Annotated in this window: 19 protein-coding genes; 10 read left to right on the top strand and 9 right to left on the bottom strand. The window is 67.7% G+C overall.

The genetic code is table 11. From position 1 onward, the window contains the following. Window positions 1–250 precede the first annotated feature (250 nt). Genes E3T34_RS13725 through E3T34_RS13710 form a run of 4 tightly spaced genes read left to right on the top strand, consistent with a single transcriptional unit; the run spans window position 251 to window position 4383 of the window. The gene (locus E3T34_RS13725; RefSeq protein ID WP_104100280.1) at window positions 251–1462 is read left to right on the top strand and encodes a spermidine/putrescine ABC transporter substrate-binding protein; all 1212 of its coding nucleotides are present in this window, start codon (window positions 251–253) and stop codon (window positions 1460–1462) included. Between the two features lie 2 nt (window positions 1463–1464). Next, window positions 1465–2664: an ABC transporter ATP-binding protein gene (locus E3T34_RS13720; protein WP_134343311.1), complete on the top strand. Its 1200-nt coding sequence runs from the start codon at window positions 1465–1467 to the stop codon at window positions 2662–2664. Between the two features lies 1 nt (window position 2665). After that, window positions 2666–3580, top strand: a complete 915-nt coding sequence (locus E3T34_RS13715; RefSeq protein ID WP_104100278.1) for an ABC transporter permease — start codon at window positions 2666–2668, stop codon at window positions 3578–3580. Next, window positions 3577–4383: an ABC transporter permease gene (locus E3T34_RS13710; protein ID WP_174720187.1), complete on the top strand. Its 807-nt coding sequence runs from the start codon at window positions 3577–3579 to the stop codon at window positions 4381–4383. The genes E3T34_RS13715 and E3T34_RS13710 overlap by 4 nt, the downstream gene beginning before the upstream one ends. 15 nt (window positions 4384–4398) lie before the next feature. Here E3T34_RS13710 and E3T34_RS13705 read toward each other — a convergent pair whose 3' ends face one another. Both E3T34_RS13705 and gabT read right to left on the bottom strand, forming a co-directional pair. Further along, window positions 4399–5421, bottom strand: coding sequence for an asparaginase (locus tag E3T34_RS13705; protein WP_233191307.1), 1023 nt, complete (start codon window positions 5419–5421; stop codon window positions 4399–4401). Window positions 5422–5437: 16 nt separating this feature from the next. After that, window positions 5438–6820 (bottom strand): 4-aminobutyrate--2-oxoglutarate transaminase, encoded by a 1383-nt coding sequence (gene gabT, locus E3T34_RS13700; protein ID WP_104100276.1) that lies wholly within the window; start codon window positions 6818–6820, stop codon window positions 5438–5440. 136 nt (window positions 6821–6956) lie between these two features. Between gabT and E3T34_RS13695 the strand changes: the two genes are divergently transcribed. Further along, window positions 6957–7442, top strand: coding sequence for an OsmC family protein (locus E3T34_RS13695; RefSeq protein WP_134343321.1), 486 nt, complete (start codon window positions 6957–6959; stop codon window positions 7440–7442). A gap of 111 nt (window positions 7443–7553) precedes the next feature. On the opposite strand, the gene E3T34_RS13690 is transcribed toward E3T34_RS13695, so the two are convergent. Further along, complete coding sequence (locus tag E3T34_RS13690; protein ID WP_134343310.1) at window positions 7554–8891, bottom strand: aminotransferase class III-fold pyridoxal phosphate-dependent enzyme; 1338 nt, start codon at window positions 8889–8891, stop codon at window positions 7554–7556. Between the two features lie 76 nt (window positions 8892–8967). After that, on the bottom strand, window positions 8968–9762 hold the full coding sequence (locus tag E3T34_RS13685; RefSeq protein ID WP_134343309.1) for a 1-acyl-sn-glycerol-3-phosphate acyltransferase: 795 nt from the start codon (window positions 9760–9762) through the stop codon (window positions 8968–8970). Between the two features lie 65 nt (window positions 9763–9827). On the opposite strand from E3T34_RS13685, the gene dxr reads away from it, so the two are divergent. Then, window positions 9828–10910, top strand: a complete 1083-nt coding sequence (gene dxr, locus E3T34_RS13680; protein WP_104100273.1) for a 1-deoxy-D-xylulose-5-phosphate reductoisomerase — start codon at window positions 9828–9830, stop codon at window positions 10908–10910. Between the two features lie 18 nt (window positions 10911–10928). Here dxr and E3T34_RS13675 read toward each other — a convergent pair whose 3' ends face one another. Genes E3T34_RS13675 through E3T34_RS13665 form a run of 3 tightly spaced genes read right to left on the bottom strand, consistent with a single transcriptional unit; the run spans window position 10929 to window position 13613 of the window. Beyond that, a complete protein-coding gene (locus E3T34_RS13675; RefSeq protein WP_104100272.1) occupies window positions 10929–11858 on the bottom strand; it encodes a hypothetical protein in 930 nt (309 codons plus the stop codon). Window positions 11859–11883: 25 nt separating this feature from the next. Beyond that, window positions 11884–12315, bottom strand: a complete 432-nt coding sequence (locus tag E3T34_RS13670) for a hypothetical protein (protein ID WP_104100271.1) — start codon at window positions 12313–12315, stop codon at window positions 11884–11886. After that, window positions 12312–13613 (bottom strand): serine/threonine-protein kinase, encoded by a 1302-nt coding sequence (locus E3T34_RS13665; protein ID WP_255570942.1) that lies wholly within the window; start codon window positions 13611–13613, stop codon window positions 12312–12314. Before E3T34_RS13665 ends, E3T34_RS13670 begins: the two co-directional genes overlap by 4 nt. 153 nt (window positions 13614–13766) lie before the next feature. On the opposite strand from E3T34_RS13665, the gene E3T34_RS13660 reads away from it, so the two are divergent. Continuing rightward, entirely contained in the window at window positions 13767–15146 is a 1380-nt protein-coding gene (locus tag E3T34_RS13660) for an RIP metalloprotease (RefSeq protein ID WP_166784821.1), read from the top strand. A 149-nt stretch (window positions 15147–15295) separates the two neighbouring features. On the opposite strand, the gene E3T34_RS13655 is transcribed toward E3T34_RS13660, so the two are convergent. Next, window positions 15296–16495 carry an acetyl-CoA C-acetyltransferase gene (locus tag E3T34_RS13655; RefSeq protein ID WP_104100269.1) on the bottom strand — a complete coding sequence of 400 codons (1200 nt, stop codon included), beginning with the start codon at window positions 16493–16495 and terminating at the stop codon, window positions 15296–15298. 141 nt (window positions 16496–16636) lie between these two features. Between E3T34_RS13655 and ispG the strand changes: the two genes are divergently transcribed. Together ispG and E3T34_RS13645 are read left to right on the top strand one after the other, a co-directional pair. Further along, on the top strand, window positions 16637–17797 hold the full coding sequence (gene ispG / locus E3T34_RS13650) for a flavodoxin-dependent (E)-4-hydroxy-3-methylbut-2-enyl-diphosphate synthase (RefSeq protein ID WP_174720143.1): 1161 nt from the start codon (window positions 16637–16639) through the stop codon (window positions 17795–17797). 678 nt (window positions 17798–18475) lie between these two features. After that, window positions 18476–20227: a proline--tRNA ligase gene (locus E3T34_RS13645; RefSeq protein ID WP_134343319.1), complete on the top strand. Its 1752-nt coding sequence runs from the start codon at window positions 18476–18478 to the stop codon at window positions 20225–20227. 21 nt (window positions 20228–20248) lie between these two features. Here E3T34_RS13645 and E3T34_RS13640 read toward each other — a convergent pair whose 3' ends face one another. Continuing rightward, window positions 20249–21070, bottom strand: a complete 822-nt coding sequence (locus tag E3T34_RS13640; RefSeq protein WP_134343307.1) for a DUF1206 domain-containing protein — start codon at window positions 21068–21070, stop codon at window positions 20249–20251. A gap of 155 nt (window positions 21071–21225) precedes the next feature. On the opposite strand from E3T34_RS13640, the gene nusA reads away from it, so the two are divergent. Beyond that, window positions 21226–22239 (top strand): transcription termination factor NusA, encoded by a 1014-nt coding sequence (gene nusA, locus E3T34_RS13635; RefSeq protein WP_134343306.1) that lies wholly within the window; start codon window positions 21226–21228, stop codon window positions 22237–22239. The last annotated feature ends 6 nt before the right edge of the window (window positions 22240–22245 follow it).

The raw sequence follows: 22245 nt of genomic DNA, 5'->3' as shown, positions 1-22245 counted from the left end.
TGGTTCAAACCCTCAGCGGTGGACCTCCGGGCGGTGGACCACTCTGGCCTGAGCGAAATCCTACCGCCGCCGAACAGCTCATTTCGATTGAGAGTGTCGCCATAGAGTGCTGATTTCGTGCGTGATCTGACCAGAAATTAACGATTCGGTCACTCTTGGGTGCGCAGGGGGCGCTCCTGTGCAAGTATCTAGCAACTCGCAATGAAAGCTGTGAGAGCTCATCCGCTGAGAAGTGCAAGGAGACCCGACCATGAAGCCCAGGCCGTTGCCCGCAGATCCCATGATCGCTCAGCTGGTCCGTCAGGCCCGGGCGACCACGATGGGGCGCCGCGCTCTGCTCGCCGGAGCCGGTGGAGGGGCCGCAGCCCTGGCGCTCGCCGCATGCTCGACCGGAGGGGCCACGAAGCCCACCGCCGCCCCCGACGAGTCCGACAGCAGCAAGCTCGTGCGCTGGGACAACTGGGCGCTCTACATCGACGTCGATGACGCCGGCGACTACCCCACACTGGATGCGTTCACGACCGAAACCGGCATCAAGGTCGAGTACACCGAGGCCGTCGACGACAACAACACCTACTACGGCAAGGTCAAGGACCAGCTCGCCCTCGGCCAGGACATCGGCGCCGACACCGTCTGCCTGACCGACTGGATGGTCGGCCGTTGGATCCGGTTCGGCTACACCCAGGAACTCGACCAGGCCAACATCCCCAACTTGAAAAACCTGCTCCCGTCCCTGAAAGACGTGGGCTTCGACCCCGGCCGCAAGATGAGCGTGCCGTGGCAGGGCGGGTTCGCCGGCATCTGCTGGAACAAGGAGAAACTTCCGAACGGCATCGCCTCGGTCGAGGACCTGTGGAGCTCCGACCTCAAGGGCCGGGTCGGCGTTCTGTCCGAGATGCGCGACACCATGGGACTGATCATGCTCGACATGGGTGTCGACATCGCGGGCGACTGGGGCGACGACGAGTTCTTCGCCGCGATCGACGTGCTGGAGAAACAGGTCGGCGACGGCCAGGTTCGCAACATCAAGGGCAATGCGTACAAGGAAGACCTCATCAACGAGGACACCCTCGCCGCCATCGTCTGGTCCGGCGACATCGTGCAGCTCAACGCCGAGAACGGGGACAAATGGGAGTTTGTGGTCCCCGACAAGGGCGGCACCCTCTGGAACGACAACTTTCTGGTGCCGATCGGCTCCACGCACAAGAAGAATGTCGAGAAACTCATCGACTACTACTACGACCCGGCCGTCGCCGCCGAGGTCGCCGCCTACGTGAACTACATCACCCCCGTCGCCGGCGCCAAGGAAGCCGCGATGGCGATCGACCCCGAGCTCGCGAACAACCAGCTGATCTTCCCGGACGACACGACCCTGGCCAAGGCTCGCGTCTTCCGCACCCTGACCGGCGCGGAGGAGCAAAAGTACGACGCCGCCTTCCAGGGCATCCTGCTGGGCTCGTAGGGATGGCCAACGGAGAATTCGCCAGCGCGGGGGCCGACCTGGAGCTGGTGGGTATCCAGAAGAGGTTCCCGGGCTTCACCGCTATCGAGCATCTCGACCTGAAGATCCCCGCGGGGTCGTTCTTCGCGCTGCTCGGCCCGTCCGGCTGCGGCAAGACCACGACCCTGCGCTTGGTGGCCGGCCTCGAGGAACCGACGGCCGGGCGCATCCTGATCGGGGGCACGGATGTGACGAACCAGAAATCCTTCCAGCGTCCGGTCAACACGGTGTTCCAGAGTTATGCCCTCTTCCCGCACATGACAGTGTTGGAGAACGTCGCCTTCGGGCTGCGCCGCCGGCGGATGGACGACCCGGTCGCCAAGGCTCACGAGGCGCTCCGCCTGGTGGAACTGGACCACCTCGCCGCCCGCCGCCCGCAACAGCTCTCCGGCGGACAGCAGCAGCGCGTGGCCCTCGCCCGCGCGATCGTCAACCGGCCGGCCCTGTTGCTGCTCGACGAGCCCCTCGGGGCGCTCGACCTGAAGCTGCGGCGCCAGATGCAGCTCGAGCTCAAGACCATCCAGGAGGAGGTCGGCCTCACGTTTCTGCACGTCACCCACGACCAGGAGGAGGCCATGACCATGGCCGATACCGTCGCGGTCATGAACAAGGGCCGGATCGAGCAGATGGGCGCCCCCGAGGAACTCTACGAGCTGCCGCGCACGGCGTTCGTCGCTAACTTCCTCGGCCAGTCGAACCTGTTCACCGGCCCCGTGGTCGGTAGCACGAGCGAGGCCATCTCCGTGGCCGTGGCCGGCCAGAAAATCGTGGTTCCGGCGGCGCGCGCGCACCGGCACACCGGCGAGGTCACGATCGGCGTCCGCCCGGAGAAGCTGACCCTGCACGTGACCGAGCCCGTCGCCGACGTCGCCCGCAACCTGATGGGTCCCGGCCGGGTGATCGACGTCTCGTTCAGCGGGGTCAGCACCCAGTACCTGGTCGAGGTCGTCGGCGTCGGCACCCTCATCGTCTTCGCGCAGAACATGGCGTTCGGCCCCGTCGCCCATGAGGGGTCCGAGGTCTGGCTGGACTGGAACATCGAACACGGCTTCGGGCTCGAGGACGACGCCTCGGCGGAGCCCCGTTTCGAGGCGGACGACAGCACCCGGAGCATCGCGACCCAGAAACGCTCCTCCCTGCTCACGGAGCTTGAGGGAGCCTAGGGTGGCGTTCGCGGCATTCTCCACCAGCACCACCGCGCCCGAACCGGCGCCGCGCCGAAAGAGCCCGATCGCGCTGCTCCTGCTGTTGCCGGGCATCCTCTACCTGGTGCTGTTCTTTCTGGCCCCCCTCGTCTCGCTGCTGCTGACGTCGTTCCAGGCCCCCTCGGAATTCGGCGACGTCGGCCAGTACTCCTACGCCTTCCGCTGGGAGAACTACGTCGACGTCATCACGGCCTACTGGCCGCACATCATGCGCTCCTTCGGCTACGCGCTGATCGCCACGCTGCTCGCCCTGGTGTTCAGCTACCCGCTGGCGTACTTTATCGGCGTGAAGGCGCGGCCCTGGCCGTTGCTGCAGAGCCTCATGCTGGTGCTGGTGATCGCCCCGTTCTTCATCAGCTTCCTGCTGCGCACCCTGGCCTGGAAGCAGCTCCTGTCCGACGAGTCGTTCGTGATCACCTCGCTCAAGGCTCTGTCGTTGCTGGCACCGGATGCCCATTTCACGGGCACTGCTTTCGCCGTCATCTTCGGGCTCACCTACAACTTCATCCCGTTCATGACCCTGCCGCTCTACACGACGCTCGAACGGCTCGACCTGCGCTACCTCGAGGCCGGCAGCGACCTCTACGCGCATCCGTTCGACGTGTTCCGCAAGATCACGATCCCGCTGTCGATGCCCGGCATCGTGGCCGGAACCCTGCTGACCTTCATCCCGGCGGCCGGCGACTACATCAACGCGAGCCGGGACTTCCTCGGCGGACCGGACACCCAGATGATCGGTAACGTGATCGAGGCCAACTTCCTGGTGCTGCAGAATTATCCGGCGGCGGCCGCGCTGTCGATCATCCTGATGTCGGTGATCCTGGTGATCGTGAGCGTCTACGTCAAACGGTCGGGCACGGAGGAGCTGCTGTGAAAATCTCCCTGGGCAAGTGGTTGCTGCCGCTTTACACGGTGCTGGCGCTGATCTTCCTGATGGTGCCGATCGTCTACACGTTCGTGTTCTCGTTCAACGACTCGCTCAAGTCCAACATCACCTGGCGCGGGTTCACCTTCGACAAGTGGCTGAACGTGTGCCAAGTGCAGAACGGCGCCGTCTGCGAGGCGTTCGGCAACAGCATCCTGATCGGCGTGGTGGCCACGGTGGCCGCGACCACGCTCGGCACCATGATCGCGATCGCCCTCGTGCGGTACCGGTTCCGGTTCCGGTCGCAGACGAGCCTGCTCCTGTTCCTGCCGATGGCCACGCCGGAAGTCGTGCTCGGCGCCGGCCTGGCCGCGCAGTTCCTGTCGCTCGGCGTTCCGAAGGACATGTCTACGATCATTCTGGCTCACACTATGTTCTGCATCAGCTTCGTGGTGGTGACGGTCAAGGCGCGTGTCGCGAGCCTCGACCCCGCGCTCGAGGAGGCCGGTCGAGACCTCTACGGCTCGGCAACCCAGGTGTTCGCGCGGATCACCTTTCCGCTCCTGCTGCCCGGCATCCTGGCGGCCGCGCTGCTCTCCTTCGCGCTGAGCTTCGATGACTTCATCATCACCAACTTCAACTCCGGCGCCGTCACCACGTTCCCCAAGTACATCTACGTGTCCGCAGCCCGGGGGATCCCGGCCGAGGCGAACGTGATCGCGTCGGCGGTGTTCATTTTCGCCCTGGTGATCGTGGTCACCGCCCAGGTATCCCGGGCGGCCAAGGAGAAGCGGCTGGCAAAACTGGGCTGACTCCCGGCCCGCGCCCTACACGTAGCTGGCGCGGATCTCCCCGACCGGGAGCCCACCGCCCAGCACCATCAGGTGCAGCTCGGGCAGAATGGCCTCGACGTCGCTGTGTGCGATCGCACCGGAGTCCGCGAGCAGACGCAGGGCCACGATGGTGGTTGCCCGCAGGCTGCCGTCGAGAATCTTGAGGGCGACCGTCGTGCCGTTGGCGGCGGAGGCGACGCAGATGCCCTCCGCGCCGGTCTTCACGAACAGTCCGAGGCGGTCGATCACGACCGTGTCGGGCATGCCGGGTCCGGCGATGACCCAGCCGTTCTGCCGTATTGCCTCGCCGAGGAAGCCGGCCTCGCGGTAGATCGCGAACGGCGAGTTTGACTTGGACGTGGCGATGCGGGCGATGCCGCGTGCCAGAGCGGTGAGGGACAGCGCGTGAACCGGCGCGCCACATCCGTCGATGCCCGACGCCGACGGCCGCTCGCCGGTGAAGCGCTCCACCACGTCGAGAATGCGCTTCTGCAACGGATGCGCCGGCTCCAAGTATCCAGACAGCGCCCAGCCGTTCTGCTGGCAGGCCACGAGCATCGCGGCGTGCTTGCCCGAGCAGTTCATGTAGATCGGGGCCTTGGCGGCCCCCAGTCGCACCAGGGCGTCGCGGGTGGGGGAGTCGTCCGGCCAGGCCGCCGGGCAGGCGAGCGCCGTCTCGGGGATGCCGGCGCGGGCGAGGAGCCCGCGCACGAGGTCGGCGTGGCGCTGCGTTCCGGTGTGGCTGGCGGTCGCGATGGCGGCGTCTTCCCCGCGCAGGGTGACCCCGCTGGCCATCACGGCGATGGCCTGGAAGGGCTTCATCGACGACCGCGGGAAGATCGGGGTGGTCACATCGCCGAGGGCGCGTAGGACCGCGCCCTCGCTGGTGAGCACGACCGCGCTGCCGGCATGCCTCGATTCGATGAAGCCGCTGCGCTCGACCACGGCCAGTTCGACCGCATCGGGGACGAAGAACGTCTGCCCGGCGTGGATTGGCACCTCGAATGTCGTTGTCACGGTGTGTGCTTCGCGCCTAAAGCGCGGCGATGGCGTCGTCGATGACCGAGAGGGCATCGTTCAGGAGGGCATCACTCACGGCCAGGCTCGGGAGGAAGCGCAGCACGTTGCCGTAGGTTCCGGCGGTGAGCAGCAACACGCCGTGCTGGGCGGCGTAGGCGGCGATGGAGGACACTGCGGCGGCGTTCGGCGCCTTCTCCGTGTCACCGGTGCCCGGCTGCACGAGTTCGATGGCGATCATGGCGCCGCGACCGCGGATCTCGCCGATGATGTCGTACTTCTCCTTGAGAGAACCGAGGCCGGCGCGCAGGGTGTTCTCGATACGCACACCCTCGGCGAGCAGATCGCCTCGCTCAATCGACTCGAAGACCGCTATGGCCGCTGCGCAGGAGACCGGGTTACCGCCGAAGGTTCCGCCGAGGCCGCCGGGCTGCGAGGAATCCATGATCTCGGCGCGGCCGGTGACGGCGGCCAGCGGCATGCCGCCGGCGATGCCCTTGGCGGTGAGCACGAGGTCGGGGGTCCAGCCGAAGTGCTCGCTGGCGTAGTACTTGCCGGTGCGGGCCATGCCGCTCTGGATCTCGTCTGCGATCATGACGACGCCGTTCGCGGTGCACCAGGTCTGCAGGGCGTTGAAGTAGCCCTCGGCCGGAACCATGAAGCCACCCTCACCCTGGATGGGCTCGACGACCAGGCAAGCCAGGTCGGTGGGTCCGACGACCTTCTCGAGGTACGCGATCGTGCGCGCCGCGGCATCCGCCCCGCTCAGACCGTCGTGATACGGGTAGGAGCTGGGGGCGTGGTAGACATCGCTGGCGAGGGGGCCGTAGCCGGTGGCGTAGGGCATGGCCTTGTAGTTCATGGCCATGGTCAGCACCGTGCGACCGTGGTAAGCGTGGTCGAGCACGGCGACGGCGCGGCGGCCGGTGTGCTTGCGGGCGATCTTGACACCGTTCTCGACGGCCTCGGCGCCCGAGTTGATCAGCACCGACTTCTTCGGCCAGGAGCCGGGGGTGTGCTCGGCGAGAAGCTCGCAGACGCGCACATACTCCTCGTAGGGCGTGATGGTGAAGAGGGTGTGGATGAAGTCCTGGGTCTGTTCGACGGCGGCCGCGACCACGCTGGTCTCGGTGTGGCCGATCGTGGTCACACCGATGCCGGCGCCCAAGTCGATGAACTGGTTGCCGTCGACGTCGACGAGGATGGCGCCGTTCGCCTTGGCGATGTAGACGGGCAAAGCGGATGCGACGCCGCCGGAGACGACGGCGAGCCTGCGCTGCTGGAGTTCTTTCGAGCGCGGACCCGGGATCGCGGTCACGATCTTGCGTTCCTGCGGCACGGTGTAAACCAGTGCGGCGGGGGTGGACGGGGAGGTCGAAGGCGTCAGCGTGTCAGTCATGATCTGACCAGTTTACCGATCGATGCGACGGGAGGCGCGGCGAATTGCTGCGACAATCGGTTCCCTGGCCGTGTTACGGCCCGTTGTCGGCCGCGAATCGGCCCGCAGAGCCGCGCAAATCGAAGGAGGCGCCGTGATCGGTGCACACCACCACTACTCCGTGAACATCGCCTGGACAGGCAACCGAGGCACCGGCACGAGCAGCTACCGGGACTACGGCCGGGATCACCTGATCACCGCCCCCGGCAAGGAGCCGATAAGTGCATCGGCCGATCCGACCTTCCACGGGGACGCCGACCGTTGGAACCCGGAGGAACTGCTGCTGGCCGCCCTCAGCGAATGCCACCTGATGAGCTACCTGCACGTCGCCGTGAAGCACGGCGTGCAGGTCGTCGACTATACCGACGACGCGACCGGGTCGATGGCCCAGACGACGGATGGTGGCGGCCACTTCACCGAGGTGACTCTGCGACCGCGCGTCACGGTTGCCGACCCCGGCCAGGTCGAACTCGCGCAGTCCCTGCACGCGGAGGCCGCCGGCCTCTGTTTCATCGGCGCATCCGTGAACTTCCCCGTCATTCACCAGCCGCAGACGGTGGCGCTCGCCGATACTGAGGTGTGACGCCGACCCGGTCACCGCAACGTGCGGTCGGTGGCCGTGCTCCCTGCGGCGGCGGCGATCAGACGGCTTCCGCCGCACGCTCGCCGCCACATACCCGGGGTTCTATCGGTACTACGGGCCGGACAAGGCGGCGAGGGTTTCCTCGATAACGGAGGCGGCATCGTCGATCAGCGCCTCGGAGATGACGACCGACGGCATGATGCGCAGCACCGAGTCCCAGCTGCCGGCATCCAGCACGATGACGCCGTTGGTGGTCGCGTGCTTGATGATCGCGGTGAGAGCCTCGGGGTACGGTGTGTTCGTGCCCGGGTGAACGAGCTCCACCCCGAACATCGCACCCTTGCCGCGCACGTCGCCCACGACCGCGAACCGCTTCGGCCAGTCACCGATGCGCGCCCAGAGGGCCTTCTCGACGCGCCGCGCCTCGCCGAGGAGGTCGTCCCGCTCGATCAGGTCGAAGACGGCTAGGGCGGCCGCGGTCGAGACCGGGTTGCCGCCGAAGGTTCCGCCGATGCCGCCGGGCTGCACAGAGTCCATGATGTCGGCGCGGCCGGTGACGGCGGCGAGCGGGAATCCGCCGGCGATGCCCTTGGCGGTGGTGACGAGGTCCGGCACCACGTTGTGGTGCTCGATGCCGTACCAGGCGCCGGTGCGGGCGATGCCGGCCTGGATCTCGTCGGAGACGAAGACGATGCCGTGCTCGGCGCAGAATTCGCTCAGGCGCTTGAAGAATCCGGGGGCGGGGATGACGATGCCGCCGTCGCCCTGGATCGGCTCGATGAAGAAGGCCGCGATCTCGGTGGCGCCGATATGGGTGTTGATGTAGTCGATGGTCTTCTCGGCGGCTTCTTCGCCGGTCAGGCCGTCACGGTAGGGGTAGCTGGTCGGCACGCTGTAGATCTCGCCGGGGAACGGTCCCATTCCGGCGCGCTCGGGCCAGGGGCGGTAAGTCATCGCCATGGTCAGGTTGGTGCGACCGTGGAACGCGTGGTCGAGCGCAACGATGGCGCGCCGGCCGGTGAACTTGCGGGCGATCTTCACGGCGTTCTCGACGGCTTCCGCGCCGGTGTTCACCAGGATGGAGCGCTTCTCGAAGTCGCCGGGGGTGATCTCGGCGAGCTTCTCCGCGACGGCCACGTAGTTCTCGTACGGGGTGACGGTGAACAGGGTGTGGGTGAGCTTGGCGGCCTGCGCCGCGGCGGCCGCGGCCACCTCGTCGTTCGCGTGACCGATGGTGGTCACGCCGATGCCGCAGCCGAGGTCGATGATCTGGTTGCCGTCGACGTCGACGAGGATCGCTCCCGCTCCGTGATCCATATAGATGTTCGCCAGCGTGCCCGCACCGCGGGAAACCGCGCGCAGGCGGCGTTCCTGCAATTCGACCGACTTGGGGCCGGGAAGGGCGGTGACGAGCTTGCGCTCCTGGGGTACCGAATACGTGTCAGACATGACCCCAGCTTAGGTCGCGCCCGTTTCCGCGGTGTTTCCGGGCGACGGATGCTCGGCTCGGCCGGTCCGAAAGCGGCTAGACGCGTTCGCGCGGGAAGACCCGGTCGGCGATCTTTTGCAGGGTTCCCGAGGGCGGCGACTCGTTGTACCGGCCGGCCAATTCCTGACGGGACAGGGCGTGGATCGCGGCCATGATCTCGTCGGTCGCGCCGCGCCGTGCCTTGCCGGACTCGGCGGAACCGTGGCGGCTCAGGTCGAGGGGCTCGCCGAAGGTGACCGTGACCTTGCGGATGCGCGGGAATTTCGCTCCCACCGGCTGGATCTCCTGTGTGCCGATCAGCCCGACCGGAACCACGACGGCCCCCGTGGTGAGGGCGAGCCATGCCACGCCCGTGCGGCCCTTGTACAGGCGGCCGTCGAGGGAACGGGTTCCCTCCGGGTAGATCGCGAACGCGCTGTCGGATTCGAGGATGTTGCGGCCGGCGTCGAGAGCGTCCTGGGCGGCCTGCCCCGCGCCGCGTTCGACCCCGACCGCTCCGATCGAGGTGAAGAAGGTGCGCGAGACGAAACCCGTGAACCCGGTGCCGGTGAAGTAGGTGGACTTGGCCAGGAACTGCACGCGCCGAGGTGCGACCAGCGGAATCACGATGCTGTCGATGAACGACAGGTGGTTGCTGGCCAGGATGACGCGGCCGTTGCGCGGGATGTTATCCCGGCCGATGATGGTGGGGCGGAATACCAGCCGGGCGATCGGCGCCATGATGCCGTAACCGAGAAAGTAGACGAATCCGGGGCGCTTCGTGCGCTCCGATTCCTCCGCCGACAGGTCGACGGGAGTTGCATCCTGGGAATCTTCTTTGGAACCGGTCATCCTTGGACCCTACCGCCACGGCCCGCCCCGCCACGAAAGGCGGCGGCGCCACCTAAAATTGCAGGATGCGCAGACGAGTTGTAATTCTCGGGTCGACCGGCTCGATCGGAACCCAGGCCCTCGATGTGATCAAGGCCAACCCCACCCGGTTCGAGGTGGTCGGGCTCTCCGCCGGCAACAACAGGACGATGCTCGAGGCGCAGGCCGCCGAGTTCGAGGTCGAGCACACGGCGCTCGGCGCGGACGAGGCCGAAGAGCTCGTGCGCGACGTCGAGGCCGACGTGGTGCTCAACGGCATCACGGGCTCGGTGGGCCTCGGGCCGACTCTCGCCGCCCTGCGAGCCGGTCGCACGCTGGCCCTGGCCAACAAGGAATCGCTCATCGTCGGCGGCGACCTGGTGAAGTCGCTGGCGGCGCCGGGACAGATCGTGCCCGTCGACTCCGAGCACTCCGCCATCGCGCAGGCGCTCCGCTCGGGAACGGCCGGCGAGGTGCGACGCCTGGTGCTGACGGCATCCGGGGGCCCGTTCCGTGGCCGACGACGCGGGCAGCTCGCCGACGTCACGCCGGCCGAGGCGCTCGCGCACCCTACCTGGGAGATGGGGCTCGTCGTCACGACCAACTCGTCCACCCTCGTCAACAAGGGCCTCGAGGTGATCGAAGCGCACCTGCTCTTCGACGTGGAATACGAGCGCATCGATGTGGTCGTGCACCCGCAGTCCGTCGTGCACTCCATGGTGGAATTCATCGACGGATCGACGATCGCCCAGGCGTCCCCGCCGGATATGCGTCTGCCGATCTCGCTCGGGCTGGACTGGCCGAACCGCGTCGCGGCGGTCGGCACCCCGATCGACTGGACCATCCCGCAGGACTGGACCTTCGAGCCCCTCGACACGACGGCTTTCCCGGCCGTCGACCTGGCCAAGCAGGTCGGGCGCGCGGGCGGCACCTACCCCGCGGTGTTCAACGCGGCGAACGAGCAGGCCGTGGCAGCTTTCCACGCCGGCACCATCGGGTTTCTGGACATCGTCGACACCATCCAGCGTGTCGTCGAACGGCACGAGCAGGACGGCCCGCTCACACGCGAGTCGCTCGTCGGCGCCGAGGCGTGGGCCCGCGCCGCGGCGGACAAGCTCCTCGCCCGCTGAGAAAGCCGGCCACGCAGCTTAGGCCGTGTCGCCTGAGCTGCGGTAACTGTCCGCGGTGGCGGCGAGGGCATCCGGCCACGGGGTCTTGCCGACGCCGAGCTCGCGCTCGGTTTCGGCGGAATCGATGATGTACGGCACCCTGAGCTGATAGCTCGAGGCCCAGATCTCGTGCATCATCGGGTTCAGCGCGCCGAGCGATTTGAGCAGCCACTGCGGGTAGCCCGCCACCGTGCCGTGCGTGCCGTAGCGGCGGTTGAGCTGGGCGGCGATGTCGTCACGGGTGATGGCCGTGCTCGGCACATGCCAGAGGCGGCCCCAGTCGCCCCGGTAGTCGGCGGCGGCCACGAGAGTTGTCACGATGTCGGGCAGGTAGCTCCAGCTGTGCACGCGCCCGGGCCGGCCCACGACCCGGGCGGTCTTCGATTCCAGGATGGCTCTGAAGAACCGGTCGTCGAGATGCGCAGTGCCGACGACGCCCGGCCCGAAATAATCGCTCGCCCGCACCTCGACGGCCCGAATCTCGCCGCGGTCGTGCGCGTCCCTCACCCGGTGCCAGAGCTCCTTGCGCACGAGCCCCTTCGTCTCGGTGGTCGTTTCCGGCGAATGCTCGGTCATCGGCCCGGTCGGAGACCCGTACGGGTAGAGATTGCCCATCATCACCAGGCGGGCGCCGGTGACGGATGCCGCCGTCAGCGCCGCGTCGATGACCGGCGGCCACTGGGTGGGCCAGTCGGTGTACCGCGGGTTGATGCACAGAAAGATCGTCGACATGCCGGTTGCCGCCCGGGTGAAGGTCTGGGCGTCGCTCGCGTTCAGCACGACAGATTCTACCCCGGGTGCCGCCGCGCCGGAGCGTGTTCCGACGGTCACCTGGTCTCCTCGAATCATCAGACGCTCGGCGAGCGGTCGTCCGACCATGCCGGCGCCGACGATCAGTTGCTGGGGCATGTATCCTCCTGAATTGAGGCCGACGCTAGTCCTCGTCGTCGCAGCCGTCGTCGTTCTTCTTGCATTTACCGTCGTCCTTGTCGTTGCCGTTGTCAACGGACGTCGGGCTCGGGGCTGGAACCGGGGCCACGGTCGGCTCCGGCTTGCTCGCCTCGATCGCAGCGGTCAGGTCCGCGGACACCAGGTTGAGGGCTGACTGGATGTCGGCAGCACGGGCGGCGCTCACCCCGTCCGCCGCGGCCGCGGTCAGCAGGTCGGCCTGGACGGCCTCGAGCGAGGCCTGGGCGGCCTCGAAGTCGCCGGCCGCGGCGGCCGCTGTGACGTTCCGCACACCGGCCTGCAACTCGGTTGCGGTGCTCTGCTGCAGGTCGGGAGGTGTGCTCCCGCACCCGGTCAGGGTGGACGCGACGAGCGTGACCGCGGCCAGTGCGAGTGTTAGGCGGGCCCGAGGCATCATGGCGTCACGCTTTCCTGGAGTCGCTTCAGATTGGTGCCGAGGGAGCCGTCGACGGCCGGGTAGGTAGCGGCGGGCGTGGCCGGTTCAGCCACCCGCGGGGTGAAGACCACCACGGCGAGCAGAATGAGCGCGGCCAGGACTCCGAGCGAGGCGAGCACTCGGGGCCGGCGCCACGCGGGAGCGATGGTGGTGCCACGGGCGCTACCCGGGGACCGTTCCGCCGCGCGGCCCGGTGAGCGGGCCGGAGCGCCGGCCGGCGTCAGAAACTCGGTGGGGGAATCCGCGCCGGGTTTCGGGGCAGTGATGACCTTCGTGACGGCCAGAACCGCAGTCGGCTCGAGGGTCGCGGCCCTGAGGACCGCGGTGGGCTCGAGGGTTTCGGTGGCGCCCAGGACGGCAGTGGGCTCCAACAGCTCGTTGGCGCCCAGATCGGCGGTGGGTTCCAGAAGCTCGGTGGCCCCCGGAGCCCCCATTGCCACGGTGACTGCGGTGACATCGGCGACGTTCTCCCCGCTGACCAGGCGTCGCAGCTGCACGGCTGCGTCACCCGCGCTGAGTCGGTCGGCCGGCTCGCGGATGGTCATGCCGCCCAGAACAGCGGCCCAGCGCTGGCCGAGATGGGCCGGGATGTGCGGCTGCCGCTGCAGCCTGGCCATTGCCGATTCGATCGCCGTTCCGGTGAAGGCGCGCTCGCCAGTGAGGCATTCGAGCAGCACGAGTCCGAGCGAGTAGACGTCGCTGGGCGGGCCGATGGTGTTGCCGAGTGCCTGTTCGGGGCTGAGGTAGCCGGCCGTGCCGAGCAGAGACCCGGTCGCCGTGAGGCGGGTCGCGTCGAAGAGACGGGCAATGCCGAAGTCGGCGAGTTTGGCATGCATGGCGCGGCCGGGGAAGCCCGACGGTGCGAGCAGCACGTTCGCGGGCTTGATGTCGCGGTGGATGATGCCCCGCGCGTGCACGTAGTGCAGCGCCTCCGCGAGGTCGGCGCCCATGGCTGCCACCTCGTCGGGGTGCAGGGCCCCGTCGGCGATCTTGCTGCGCAGGTCCGTGCCGTCCACGAGCTCCATCACGATGTAAGTGCGCGAGACTCCGTCGATCACGGCCGTGCCGGCGTCGAACAGGGTGACCAGGGCGAAGTGGTTGAGGCTCGCGAGCACCGTGACCTCGCCGCTCTGGCGCTCGGGCCCGGCGTCGTCGGCCGTGTCGAGACGGAACAGCTTCACGGCGACCGTACGCCCCAGAAAGAGGTCGGTGGCCCGGTAAACGGATGCCATCCCGCCCGTTCCGAGCAGAGCGTCGATACGAAAACGGTCGGCCAGGCTGATGCCGATGGGACCGACGGCGTGTGGCTTGGACAGAGGGAACCTCCTCGTGGATCCGTAAAGTCAAGCAAACCACACCTTGCAGGGGGAACAGCCAGCGCCCTCGCAGGGTGGAGTGGGTAATCTACGACTGTGGAAACCGTGCTGCTGTATATTCTGGGCGTTCTGATCGTCGTGGTCGGCCTTGCCCTGTCCATCGGCCTGCACGAGATCGGGCACCTGCTTCCCGCCAAGCTCTTCGGCGTCAAGGTCACCCAGTACATGATCGGTTTCGGGCCCACCCTATGGTCCCGTCGCAAGGGCGAGACCGAGTACGGCGTGAAGGCCATCCCGCTCGGCGGCTACATCGCCATGATCGGCATGTTCCCGCCCGCCAAAAAGGGCGGCAGAGTGCAGGCATCCAGCACTGGCTTCTTCAACCAGCTGGTGCAGGAGGGTGAACCGGAGAAGAAGCCCGGCGCCATGGCCACCATGGTCGACGACGCCCGCCAGTCCAGCGCCGACACCATCGGTGAGGGCGAGGAGCACCGCGCGTTCTACCGCCTGCCCGTCTTCAAGCGTGTCATCATCATGCTCGGCGGGCCCACGATGAATCTCCTCATCGCGGTCGTGCTCTTCGCCGTGCTCCTGATGGGCTTCGGAACGGCCCAGGCCAGCACCAGCGTCGGCAGCGTGTCCGAGTGCGTGCTGCCGGCCACGAGCACCCGGCAGACCTGCGAACCGACCGACGAGAAGGCGCCCGGCGCCGCGGCCGGCCTGCAGCCGGGCGACCGCCTGGTCAGCATGAACGGCACCCCGATCGACAGCTGGGACCAGTCCACCGAGATCATTCGCGAGTCGCCGGGCATCCCGCTTGCCACCGTCGTCGAACGCAACGGCACCCAGCAGACCCTGACCATCACCCCGAAACTCACCGAACGCTACGTGAGCGATGCCGACGGCGAGATCGAAGAGGATGCCGCCGGCGAGCCGAGGACTCAGGAGGTCGGCTTCGTCGGAATCGGCCCGGCTGGCGAGTTCGTGCCGCAGCCGGCGACCGCCGTGCTGCCCGCGGTGGGCGAGAACATCGGCGCGGTCGTGCACATGATCGCGAACCTGCCGCAGCGCATGATCGATATCGCCAACGCGGCCTTCGGACCGGGGGAGCGCGACCCCAACGGCCCGATCAGTGTGGTCGGGGTCGGCCGCGTCGCCGGCGAGATCGCCAGCATCGACGCTATCCCGGTGAACAGCAAGATCGCGAGCATGCTGGGGCTCCTGGCCTCGCTCAACGTGGCCCTGTTCGTGTTCAACCTGGTGCCGCTGATGCCGCTCGACGGCGGACACGTCGCCGGCGCGCTCTGGGAAGGGTTGCGGCGTCAGATCGCCAAGCTGTTCAGACGCCCCGACCCGGGCCCCGTCGACACGGCGAAACTGATGCCGCTCACCTTCGCCGTCGTGGTGGTGCTCGGCGCCATGAGCCTGCTGCTGATCTACGCGGACATCGTCAAACCGATCAACATCTTCGGCTGATCCGCGGCGCGTCCCGGCGCAGCTCCCCGCGGCTCTGCCCGGCGAGATTCGCCGAGATTCGCCGAAAATGCCGAGAGTCGCCGTTCCGCCAGGTCAACTGGGCAAAAACGGCGACTCTCGGCGTCTGCGAGCGGCGTCCGGTACGGGCGTTAGCGCGAGAGCAGCAGCGCCTCACCCTGGCCGCCGCCGCCGCAGAGGGCGACGGCGGCCTTACCGGTGCCGCGCCGGGCCAGCTCAAGCGCCGCGTGCAGCGCGAGGCGGCCGCCCGAGGCCCCGATCGGATGCCCGAGGGCGATCGCGCCGCCGTGGATGTTGACCTGCTCGGGGGAGAGGCCGAGCTCCCGGGTCGATTCGAGCGACACCGCGGCGAAGGCCTCATTGATCTCGACCAGGTCGAGCTCGTTGGCCGCCCAGCCCTGGCGCTCCAACGCGCGGTGGATCGCGTTCGCCGGCTGTGAGTGCAGCGAGTTGTCGGGTCCGGCGACCTGGCCGGAGGACTCCACCACCGCCAGCCAGCTGAGCTCATTGTCGTCGGCGAAGCGGCGGCTGCACAGCACGAGGGCGCTGGCACCGTCGCTCAGCGGCGACGAGTTGCCGGCCGTGACGGTGCCGTCCTCGGTGAAGGCCGGGCGCAGCCGGCCCAGCGTCTGCGTGGTGCTGTCGCCGCGCACACCCTCGTCCGTGGCGACCAGGAGCGGCTCGCCCTTCCGCTGCGGAACGCTGATCGGGGTGATCTCGTCGTCGAAGACGCCGTTCTCGACGGCGGCGGCGGCGCGCTGGTGCGAGGCGGCCGCGATGGCATCCTGGTCCGCCCGAAGCAGGCCGAGCCGCCCGTTGACATGCTCGGTGGAAAGGCCCATAGAGAGGCCGTCGAAAGCATCCGTCAGCCCGTCGCTGGCGGCGTGGTCAAGCATGGTGACGCTGCCGTAGGCCCAGCCCGTGCGCGAGCCGGGCAGCAGGTGCGGGGCGTTCGACATCGATTCCTGGCCGCCGGCCACGACGACATCCGCTTCACCGAGACGGATGATCCGGGCCGCGTCGATCACGGCGGCCAACCCCGAGAGGCACACCTTGTTCAGTGTCATTGCCGGAACGTTCCACGGGATGCCGGCGCCGATCGCGCTCTGCCGGGCCGGGTTCTGGCCGGAGCCGGCCTGCAGGACCTGGCCCATAAGCACGAACTGCACCTGATCGGGTGTCACGCCGGCGCGGGCGAGCGCCCCGGTGATGGCAGCGGTTCCCAGCTGCACGGCGGTGAGGCCTGAGAGCTGCCCGTTCACCCGACCCTGCGGTGTGCGCGAGCCCGCGAGGATGACGACGTCGCTGCTGTTCACGGCACTGTGGTTCATAGCGGATCTCCTTCAGAAGACCGATCGGGCCGGGGGTCGATCGGGTAGGGGTGGCGATGCGTTCCGGCGGTGGCCCCGACCGTCGGGAGTCATCCGGCATCCGTTCAGATTTCGCCCGGTCTCGCCGCGTAAGCTGTCGCCGTGGCTGCAATCAACCTGGGAATGCCCAAAGTACCTGAAGTTCTCGCTCCGCGTCGCAAGACGCGTCAGATCAAGGTCGGCAAGGTACTCGTCGGCGGCGACGCGCGGGTGAGCGTGCAGTCGATGACGACGACACCGACCACGAACATCAACGCGACCCTGCAGCAGATTGCCGAGCTGACGGCATCCGGCTGCGACATCGTGCGCGTCGCCGTGCCCAGCCGCGACGACGCCGAGGTGCTGCCGATCATCGCGATGAAGAGCCAGATCCCGGTCATCGCCGACATCCACTTCCAGCCGAGCTACGTGTTCGCCGCGATAGACGCCGGCTGTGCCGCCGTGCGCGTCAACCCGGGAAACATCCGCAAGTTCGACGACCAGGTCGGCAAGATCGCCGCCGCGGCCAAAGCAGCCGGCGTCTCCCTCCGCATCGGCGTCAACGCCGGCTCGCTCGAGCCGAGCCTGCTGCAGAAGTACGGCAAGGCCACTCCGGAGGCGCTCGTCGAGAGCGCCGTCTGGGAAGCCAGCCTGTTCGAGGAACACGACTTCCACGACTTCAAGATCTCCGTCAAGCACAACGACCCGGTGATCATGGTCAAGGCCTACCGGCTGCTCGCCGAACGCGGCGACTGGCCCCTGCACCTCGGCGTCACCGAGGCCGGACCGTCGTTCCAAGGCACCATCAAGAGCGCCACGGCGTTCGGTATCCTGCTCGGCGAAGGCATCGGTGACACCATCCGGGTGTCGCTGAGCGCGCCCCCGGCCGAGGAGATCAAGGTGGGCCTGCAGATCCTGCAGTCGCTGAACCTGCGCGAGCGCAAGCTGGAGATCGTGTCCTGCCCGAGTTGCGGTCGCGCCCAAGTCGACGTGTACAAGCTCGCCAACGACGTCACCGACGGCCTCGAGGGCATGACCGTGCCGCTCCGGGTTGCCGTGATGGGTTGTGTCGTTAACGGACCGGGCGAGGCCCGCGACGCCGACCTCGGCGTGGCGTCGGGTAACGGCAAGGGCCAGATCTTTGTGCGCGGCGAGGTCATCAAGACCGTGCCGGAGTCGGAGATCGTCGCGACCCTGATCGAGGAGGCCAACCGGATGGCCGCCGAGATGCCGCCGAGCGAAGACTCCCTCGGCGCCCCCGTCGTGACGGTCGGCTCCAACTAGTCGAGATCCAACGAGTCCAGCGAGTCCCATTCGCTGGGTCGCGTCGCGTCGCGTCCGGGAGATCAGATCTCAGGCGCCGCGTGCATGACGTTCATCACAGGTGGAGCACCGTACCAGCGTTGAACCAATTCGACGGAGATTTTCACGTAGTGGGGACTTTTCGCGGGCTCTAGGGCCGATTCCGGCAGAATCTCCGTCGAATTCGTTCGGGAGACGGAAGCTGCCGGGGCTCTGATGGGAAGGACTCGTCGGCCGGAACGTGCGGTCATTCGGCGTCGCGGTGCGTCGCTGGGCCAGCCGCGCACACTCGTCATGGGCATCCGTTGTCACGTAAACGCGGGAATTTTTGAGACACACCGGTTTTCGCGCGTGGGGTGTGCGGCGTGTTGCGAAAATCTCCGAGGTTAGCGACCGGCCGTAACGGATGCCCGGGGCGGGAGCCTCCGCACGTCGGGTCGCCAGGTCTCGGCGAGCGCGACCGCCGCGAGCGCGACCGCCGCTGGTGCGACCGCCGCTGGTGCGACCGCCGCTGGTGCGACCGCCGCTGGCGGCACCTCGGTCAAGACGGTTCGCGGCGCGGGTTGTGGAATCCCGCGGACCGCGGAACAGGTGCCGGCGTCCACCGGGTGCGCCGCGACGTCTGTCCGCGCGCCGTAAAGTGGGTGAGTGCCTATTCGTATGTCCAACTACTTCCTCCGTACCCTCCGCGAAGACCCCTCGGACGCCGAGGTCACCAGCCACCGCCTGCTGGTGCGCGCCGGCTACATCCGCCGCCAAGCCCCCGGAATCTTCGCGTGGCTGCCGATCGGTCTGCGCGTCAAGGCCAAGATCGAGACGATCGTGCGCGAGGAGATGGCCGCGGCCGGCGCCTTCGAGGTGCACTTCCCGGCCCTGCTGCCGCGGGAACCCTACGAGATCACGGGCCGCTGGGACGAATACGGCGACGGCCTCTTCCGGCTCACGGACCGCAAGGGCAGCGACTTGCTCCTCGCCCCCACCCACGAAGAGGTCTTCACACTCCTCGTGAAGGACCTCTACAGTTCCTACAAGGACCTGCCCCTGTCGATCTTCCAGATCCAGGACAAGTACCGCGACGAGGCCCGGTCCCGCGGCGGGCTGCTGCGCGGCCGCGAATTCACGATGAAGGATGCCTACTCCTTCGACTACACGGATGCCGGCCTCGACACGAGCTACCAGGCTCAGCGCGACGCCTACGAGCGCATCTTCACCCGGCTCGGCCTCGAGTACGTCATCGTTCAGGCGGATGCCGGCGCAATGGGCGGCTCCAAGAGCGAAGAGTTCCTGCACCCGACCCCGGTCGGTGAAGACACCTTCGTACGCTCGGCCGGCGGCTACGCGGCCAACATCGAGGCGTTCCGCACGGTCGTCCCGCCATCGATCGACTGGGCTGGCTTCCCCGCCGCCGAGGTCTTCGACACCCCGGGCACCCCCACCATCCAGACCCTGGTCGACCGGGCCAACAGCGATCATCCGCGTCCCGACGGCCGCGCCTGGACCGCCGCGGACACCCTCAAGAACGTCGTCCTCGCGCTCATCCAACCCGACGGCACCCGTGAACTCCTCGTGATCGGCCTCCCCGGCGACCGCGAGGTGGACCTCAAGCGCGTCGAGGTGGCCGTCACCCCCGCCGAGGTCGAGGCCGCGAACGAAACGGACTTTGCCAAGTTCCCCGGGCTGGTCAAGGGCTACATCGGACCCTGGAGCGCGAACGGAGCGGTGTTTGGTGAGAAGTCGACCACCGGCATCCGTTTTCTGGTTGACCCGCGCGTCGTGGAGGGCACCGAGTGGATCACGGGCGCGAACGAGCCCGACCGCCACGTCTTCGGTCTCGTCGCCGGCCGGGATTTCGCGCTGGGCGGCACCATCGAGGCCGCCGAGGTTCGCGTCGGCGATCCCGCGCCCGACGGCTCCGGCCCGGTGGAGCTGGCCCGCGGCATGGAGATCGGCCACGTTTTCCAACTCGGCCGAAAGTACGCTGAGGCGCTCGGCCTCAAGGTTCTCGACGAGAACGGCAAGCTCGTCACGGTCACGATGGGTTCCTACGGCATCGGCGTCACCCGCATCCTCGCCACCATCGCCGAACTCAACAACGACCCGAAGGGGCTGATCTGGCCCGAGACGGTCGCGCCGTTCGACGTGCACGTGATCGCCACCGGCCGGGACGATGTCGTCTTCGAGACTGCCGAAACCGTTGTCGCCATGCTGGAGAGCACCCAGCGCGACGTGCTCTACGACGACCGCCGCAAGGTGTCGCCGGGCGTCAAGTTCGGCGACGCGGAACTGATCGGCATCCCCGTCATCGTCATCGTGGGCCGTGGCGCCGCCGACGGCATCGTGGAACTCTGGGACCGTCGCACCGGTGGGCGCACCCAGGTGGCCATTGCCGAACTGGCCGCCAGCTTCGCCTGAGCGCCCGGCCCGGCTGAAGGTTCAGAGGCGGGCGAGCCGCGCCTGGGCGAAGCAGTACACGCCATAAGCGATCACTCCGGCGCCGACCAGCACCAGGATCGCCACCCCGAACGGCAGCGCCACGAGTGATTTCAGCGCACCGTCCATGCCGGTGGCCTTCTCCGGGTCGAGCGTGAAAGCCGCCACGGTGAAGAGGATGCCCACGGCGGCCAGCGCGATGCCCTCCGCTATGTAGCCCACGGTTCCGAGGATGACGACCACCGTGCCGGCCGGGCCGCCGGGCACCGTGATGCTGTCGGTGAAGCCATGGCTGGCGCCGCGGTGAACGAAGACGCCGCCGATCACGACCACGGCCAGGCCGGCGACGAAGAGCAGCACGACGCCCCCGGGAATCGACAGCAGTCTCGCGGTCGAGTCGCTGGCTGTTTCCGACGAGCTTGCCGAGGCTCCGCGGGCGAACGTGAACGCCGTCCCCGCGATGAACAGGAAGACGACACCCTTGCCGATCAGGACGGCGCGGTGGGCCCACTTGCGTTTCGGATCTTGGGCGGGTTCAAGGAACACCTGTACCAGATACCAGAGGCCGAGCGAGGCCAGGCCGAGAACCACCGTCCAGAGCACGAACACGCCGCCGGGGGTTTGGGCCAGCTGCCCGAGCGCGCCAGACTGGTCTGCCGACTCGCCACCGGCGCCCGTTGCCACGCTGATTGCGATGGCGCCGATCATGATGTGAAGCAGGCCGTTCACCGCATAACCGGCGCGGGCCAGAAGTTGGAAGGTGCGGCTGCCCTCGACGGTGCGTGCAGCGTGGTGAGCGTTGTCGGATACGGAATCGGCGGCCATCCGCCCAGCGTAGCGCCGCGCTCGGGCCGAGGGGAAGGCAGTTTCGGCGCGGGACGGGCCTGGGTCGGGTGACGGGCGTCCGGGGATTCGGCTAATCTAGGACGAGCCCGCTGCGCAGTTTCGCGGCGGCAAGATCTGAATAGAGGAGGCCGGCCATGGACATCGACCTCAGCGTGTTGCGGCAGTTGGAGCGCGAGAAAGAGATTCCCTTCGAGGAACTCGTGCGGATCATTGAGCAAGCAATTCTGACGGCCTACGTGAAGCACACCCAGCAGGGTGAAGTCTCCACGAAGCAGGTCGTCGAGGAAGAGCCGGAAGCGCGCGTCGTCCTCGACCGCAAGACCGGCCACGTCGATATTTTTGCGCCCGAACACGACGAAGAGGGCAACGTCGTCGGCGAAGCCGTCGACAACCCCACCGACTTCGGTCGCATCGCGGCCTTCGCGGCCAAGCAGGTCATCAACCAGCGTCTGCGCGACCTGGCCGATGACGCTGTGCTCGGTGAATTCAAGGGCCGCGAGGGTGAGATCGTCGCCGGGATCATCCAGCAGGGTCCGAACCCGCGCATGATCCACGTCGACTTGGGCACGATCGAGGCGATCCTGCCGCCCGAAGAGCAGGTGCCGAGCGAGAGCTACGTGCACGGACAGCGCATTCGCGTCTATGTCACTGCCGTCGGCAAGGGCCTCAAAGGCCCGCAGATCACGGTGTCCCGCACGCACCCTTCGCTGGTGCGTCGCCTCTTCGCCCTCGAGGTGCCGGAGATCGCCAGCGGCGTCGTCGAAATCGTCTCGCTTGCCCGTGAGGCCGGTCACCGCACCAAAATGGCCGTTCGCGCCACGGAGCCCGGCGTCAATGCCAAGGGCGCCTGCATCGGCGAACTCGGCCAGCGCGTGCGCGCCGTCACCGTGGAGCTCAACAACGAGAAGATCGACATCGTCGACTACTCGCCAGACCTGGCCACCTTCGTCGCCAGCGCACTGTCGCCGGCCAAGGTCACCAGTTCCTACGTGATCGACGAATCGATCAAGGCCGTCCGAGCCCTCGTTCCCGACTACCAGCTGTCGCTGGCGATCGGCAAGGAAGGTCAGAATGCGCGCCTCGCGGCCAAGCTCACGGGTGCGAAAATCGACATTCAGCCGGACAGCATTCTGGAGGACACGGAATAGGGGGTA

Source organism: Cryobacterium sp. TMT1-62, from assembly GCF_004403145.1.
Taxonomy (GTDB): domain Bacteria; phylum Actinomycetota; class Actinomycetes; order Actinomycetales; family Microbacteriaceae; genus Cryobacterium; species Cryobacterium sandaracinum.
This window is presented reverse-complemented; position numbering and strand designations above follow the sequence as displayed.

Bases quoted from the DNA above. Each gene is read 5' to 3' on its own strand.
- E3T34_RS13645 (WP_134343319.1), top strand. From the start codon at position 18,476: ATGTCCAACTACTTCCTCCGTACCCTCCGCGAAGACCCCTCGGACGCC.
- E3T34_RS13675 (WP_104100272.1), bottom strand. From the start codon at position 11,858: ATGCCCCAGCAACTGATCGTCGGCGCCGGCATGGTCGGACGACCGCTC.
- E3T34_RS13655 (WP_104100269.1), bottom strand. From the start codon at position 16,495: ATGAACCACAGTGCCGTGAACAGCAGCGACGTCGTCATCCTCGCGGGC.
- E3T34_RS13720 (WP_134343311.1), top strand. From the start codon at position 1,465: ATGGCCAACGGAGAATTCGCCAGCGCGGGGGCCGACCTGGAGCTGGTG.
- E3T34_RS13685 (WP_134343309.1), bottom strand. From the start codon at position 9,762: ATGACCGGTTCCAAAGAAGATTCCCAGGATGCAACTCCCGTCGACCTG.
- E3T34_RS13640 (WP_134343307.1), bottom strand. From the start codon at position 21,070: ATGGCCGCCGATTCCGTATCCGACAACGCTCACCACGCTGCACGCACC.
- dxr (WP_104100273.1), top strand. From the start codon at position 9,828: ATGCGCAGACGAGTTGTAATTCTCGGGTCGACCGGCTCGATCGGAACC.
- E3T34_RS13725 (WP_104100280.1), top strand. From the start codon at position 251: ATGAAGCCCAGGCCGTTGCCCGCAGATCCCATGATCGCTCAGCTGGTC.
- E3T34_RS13690 (WP_134343310.1), bottom strand. From the start codon at position 8,891: ATGTCTGACACGTATTCGGTACCCCAGGAGCGCAAGCTCGTCACCGCC.
- E3T34_RS13670 (WP_104100271.1), bottom strand. From the start codon at position 12,315: ATGATGCCTCGGGCCCGCCTAACACTCGCACTGGCCGCGGTCACGCTC.
- nusA (WP_134343306.1), top strand. From the start codon at position 21,226: ATGGACATCGACCTCAGCGTGTTGCGGCAGTTGGAGCGCGAGAAAGAG.
- gabT (WP_104100276.1), bottom strand. From the start codon at position 6,820: ATGACTGACACGCTGACGCCTTCGACCTCCCCGTCCACCCCCGCCGCA.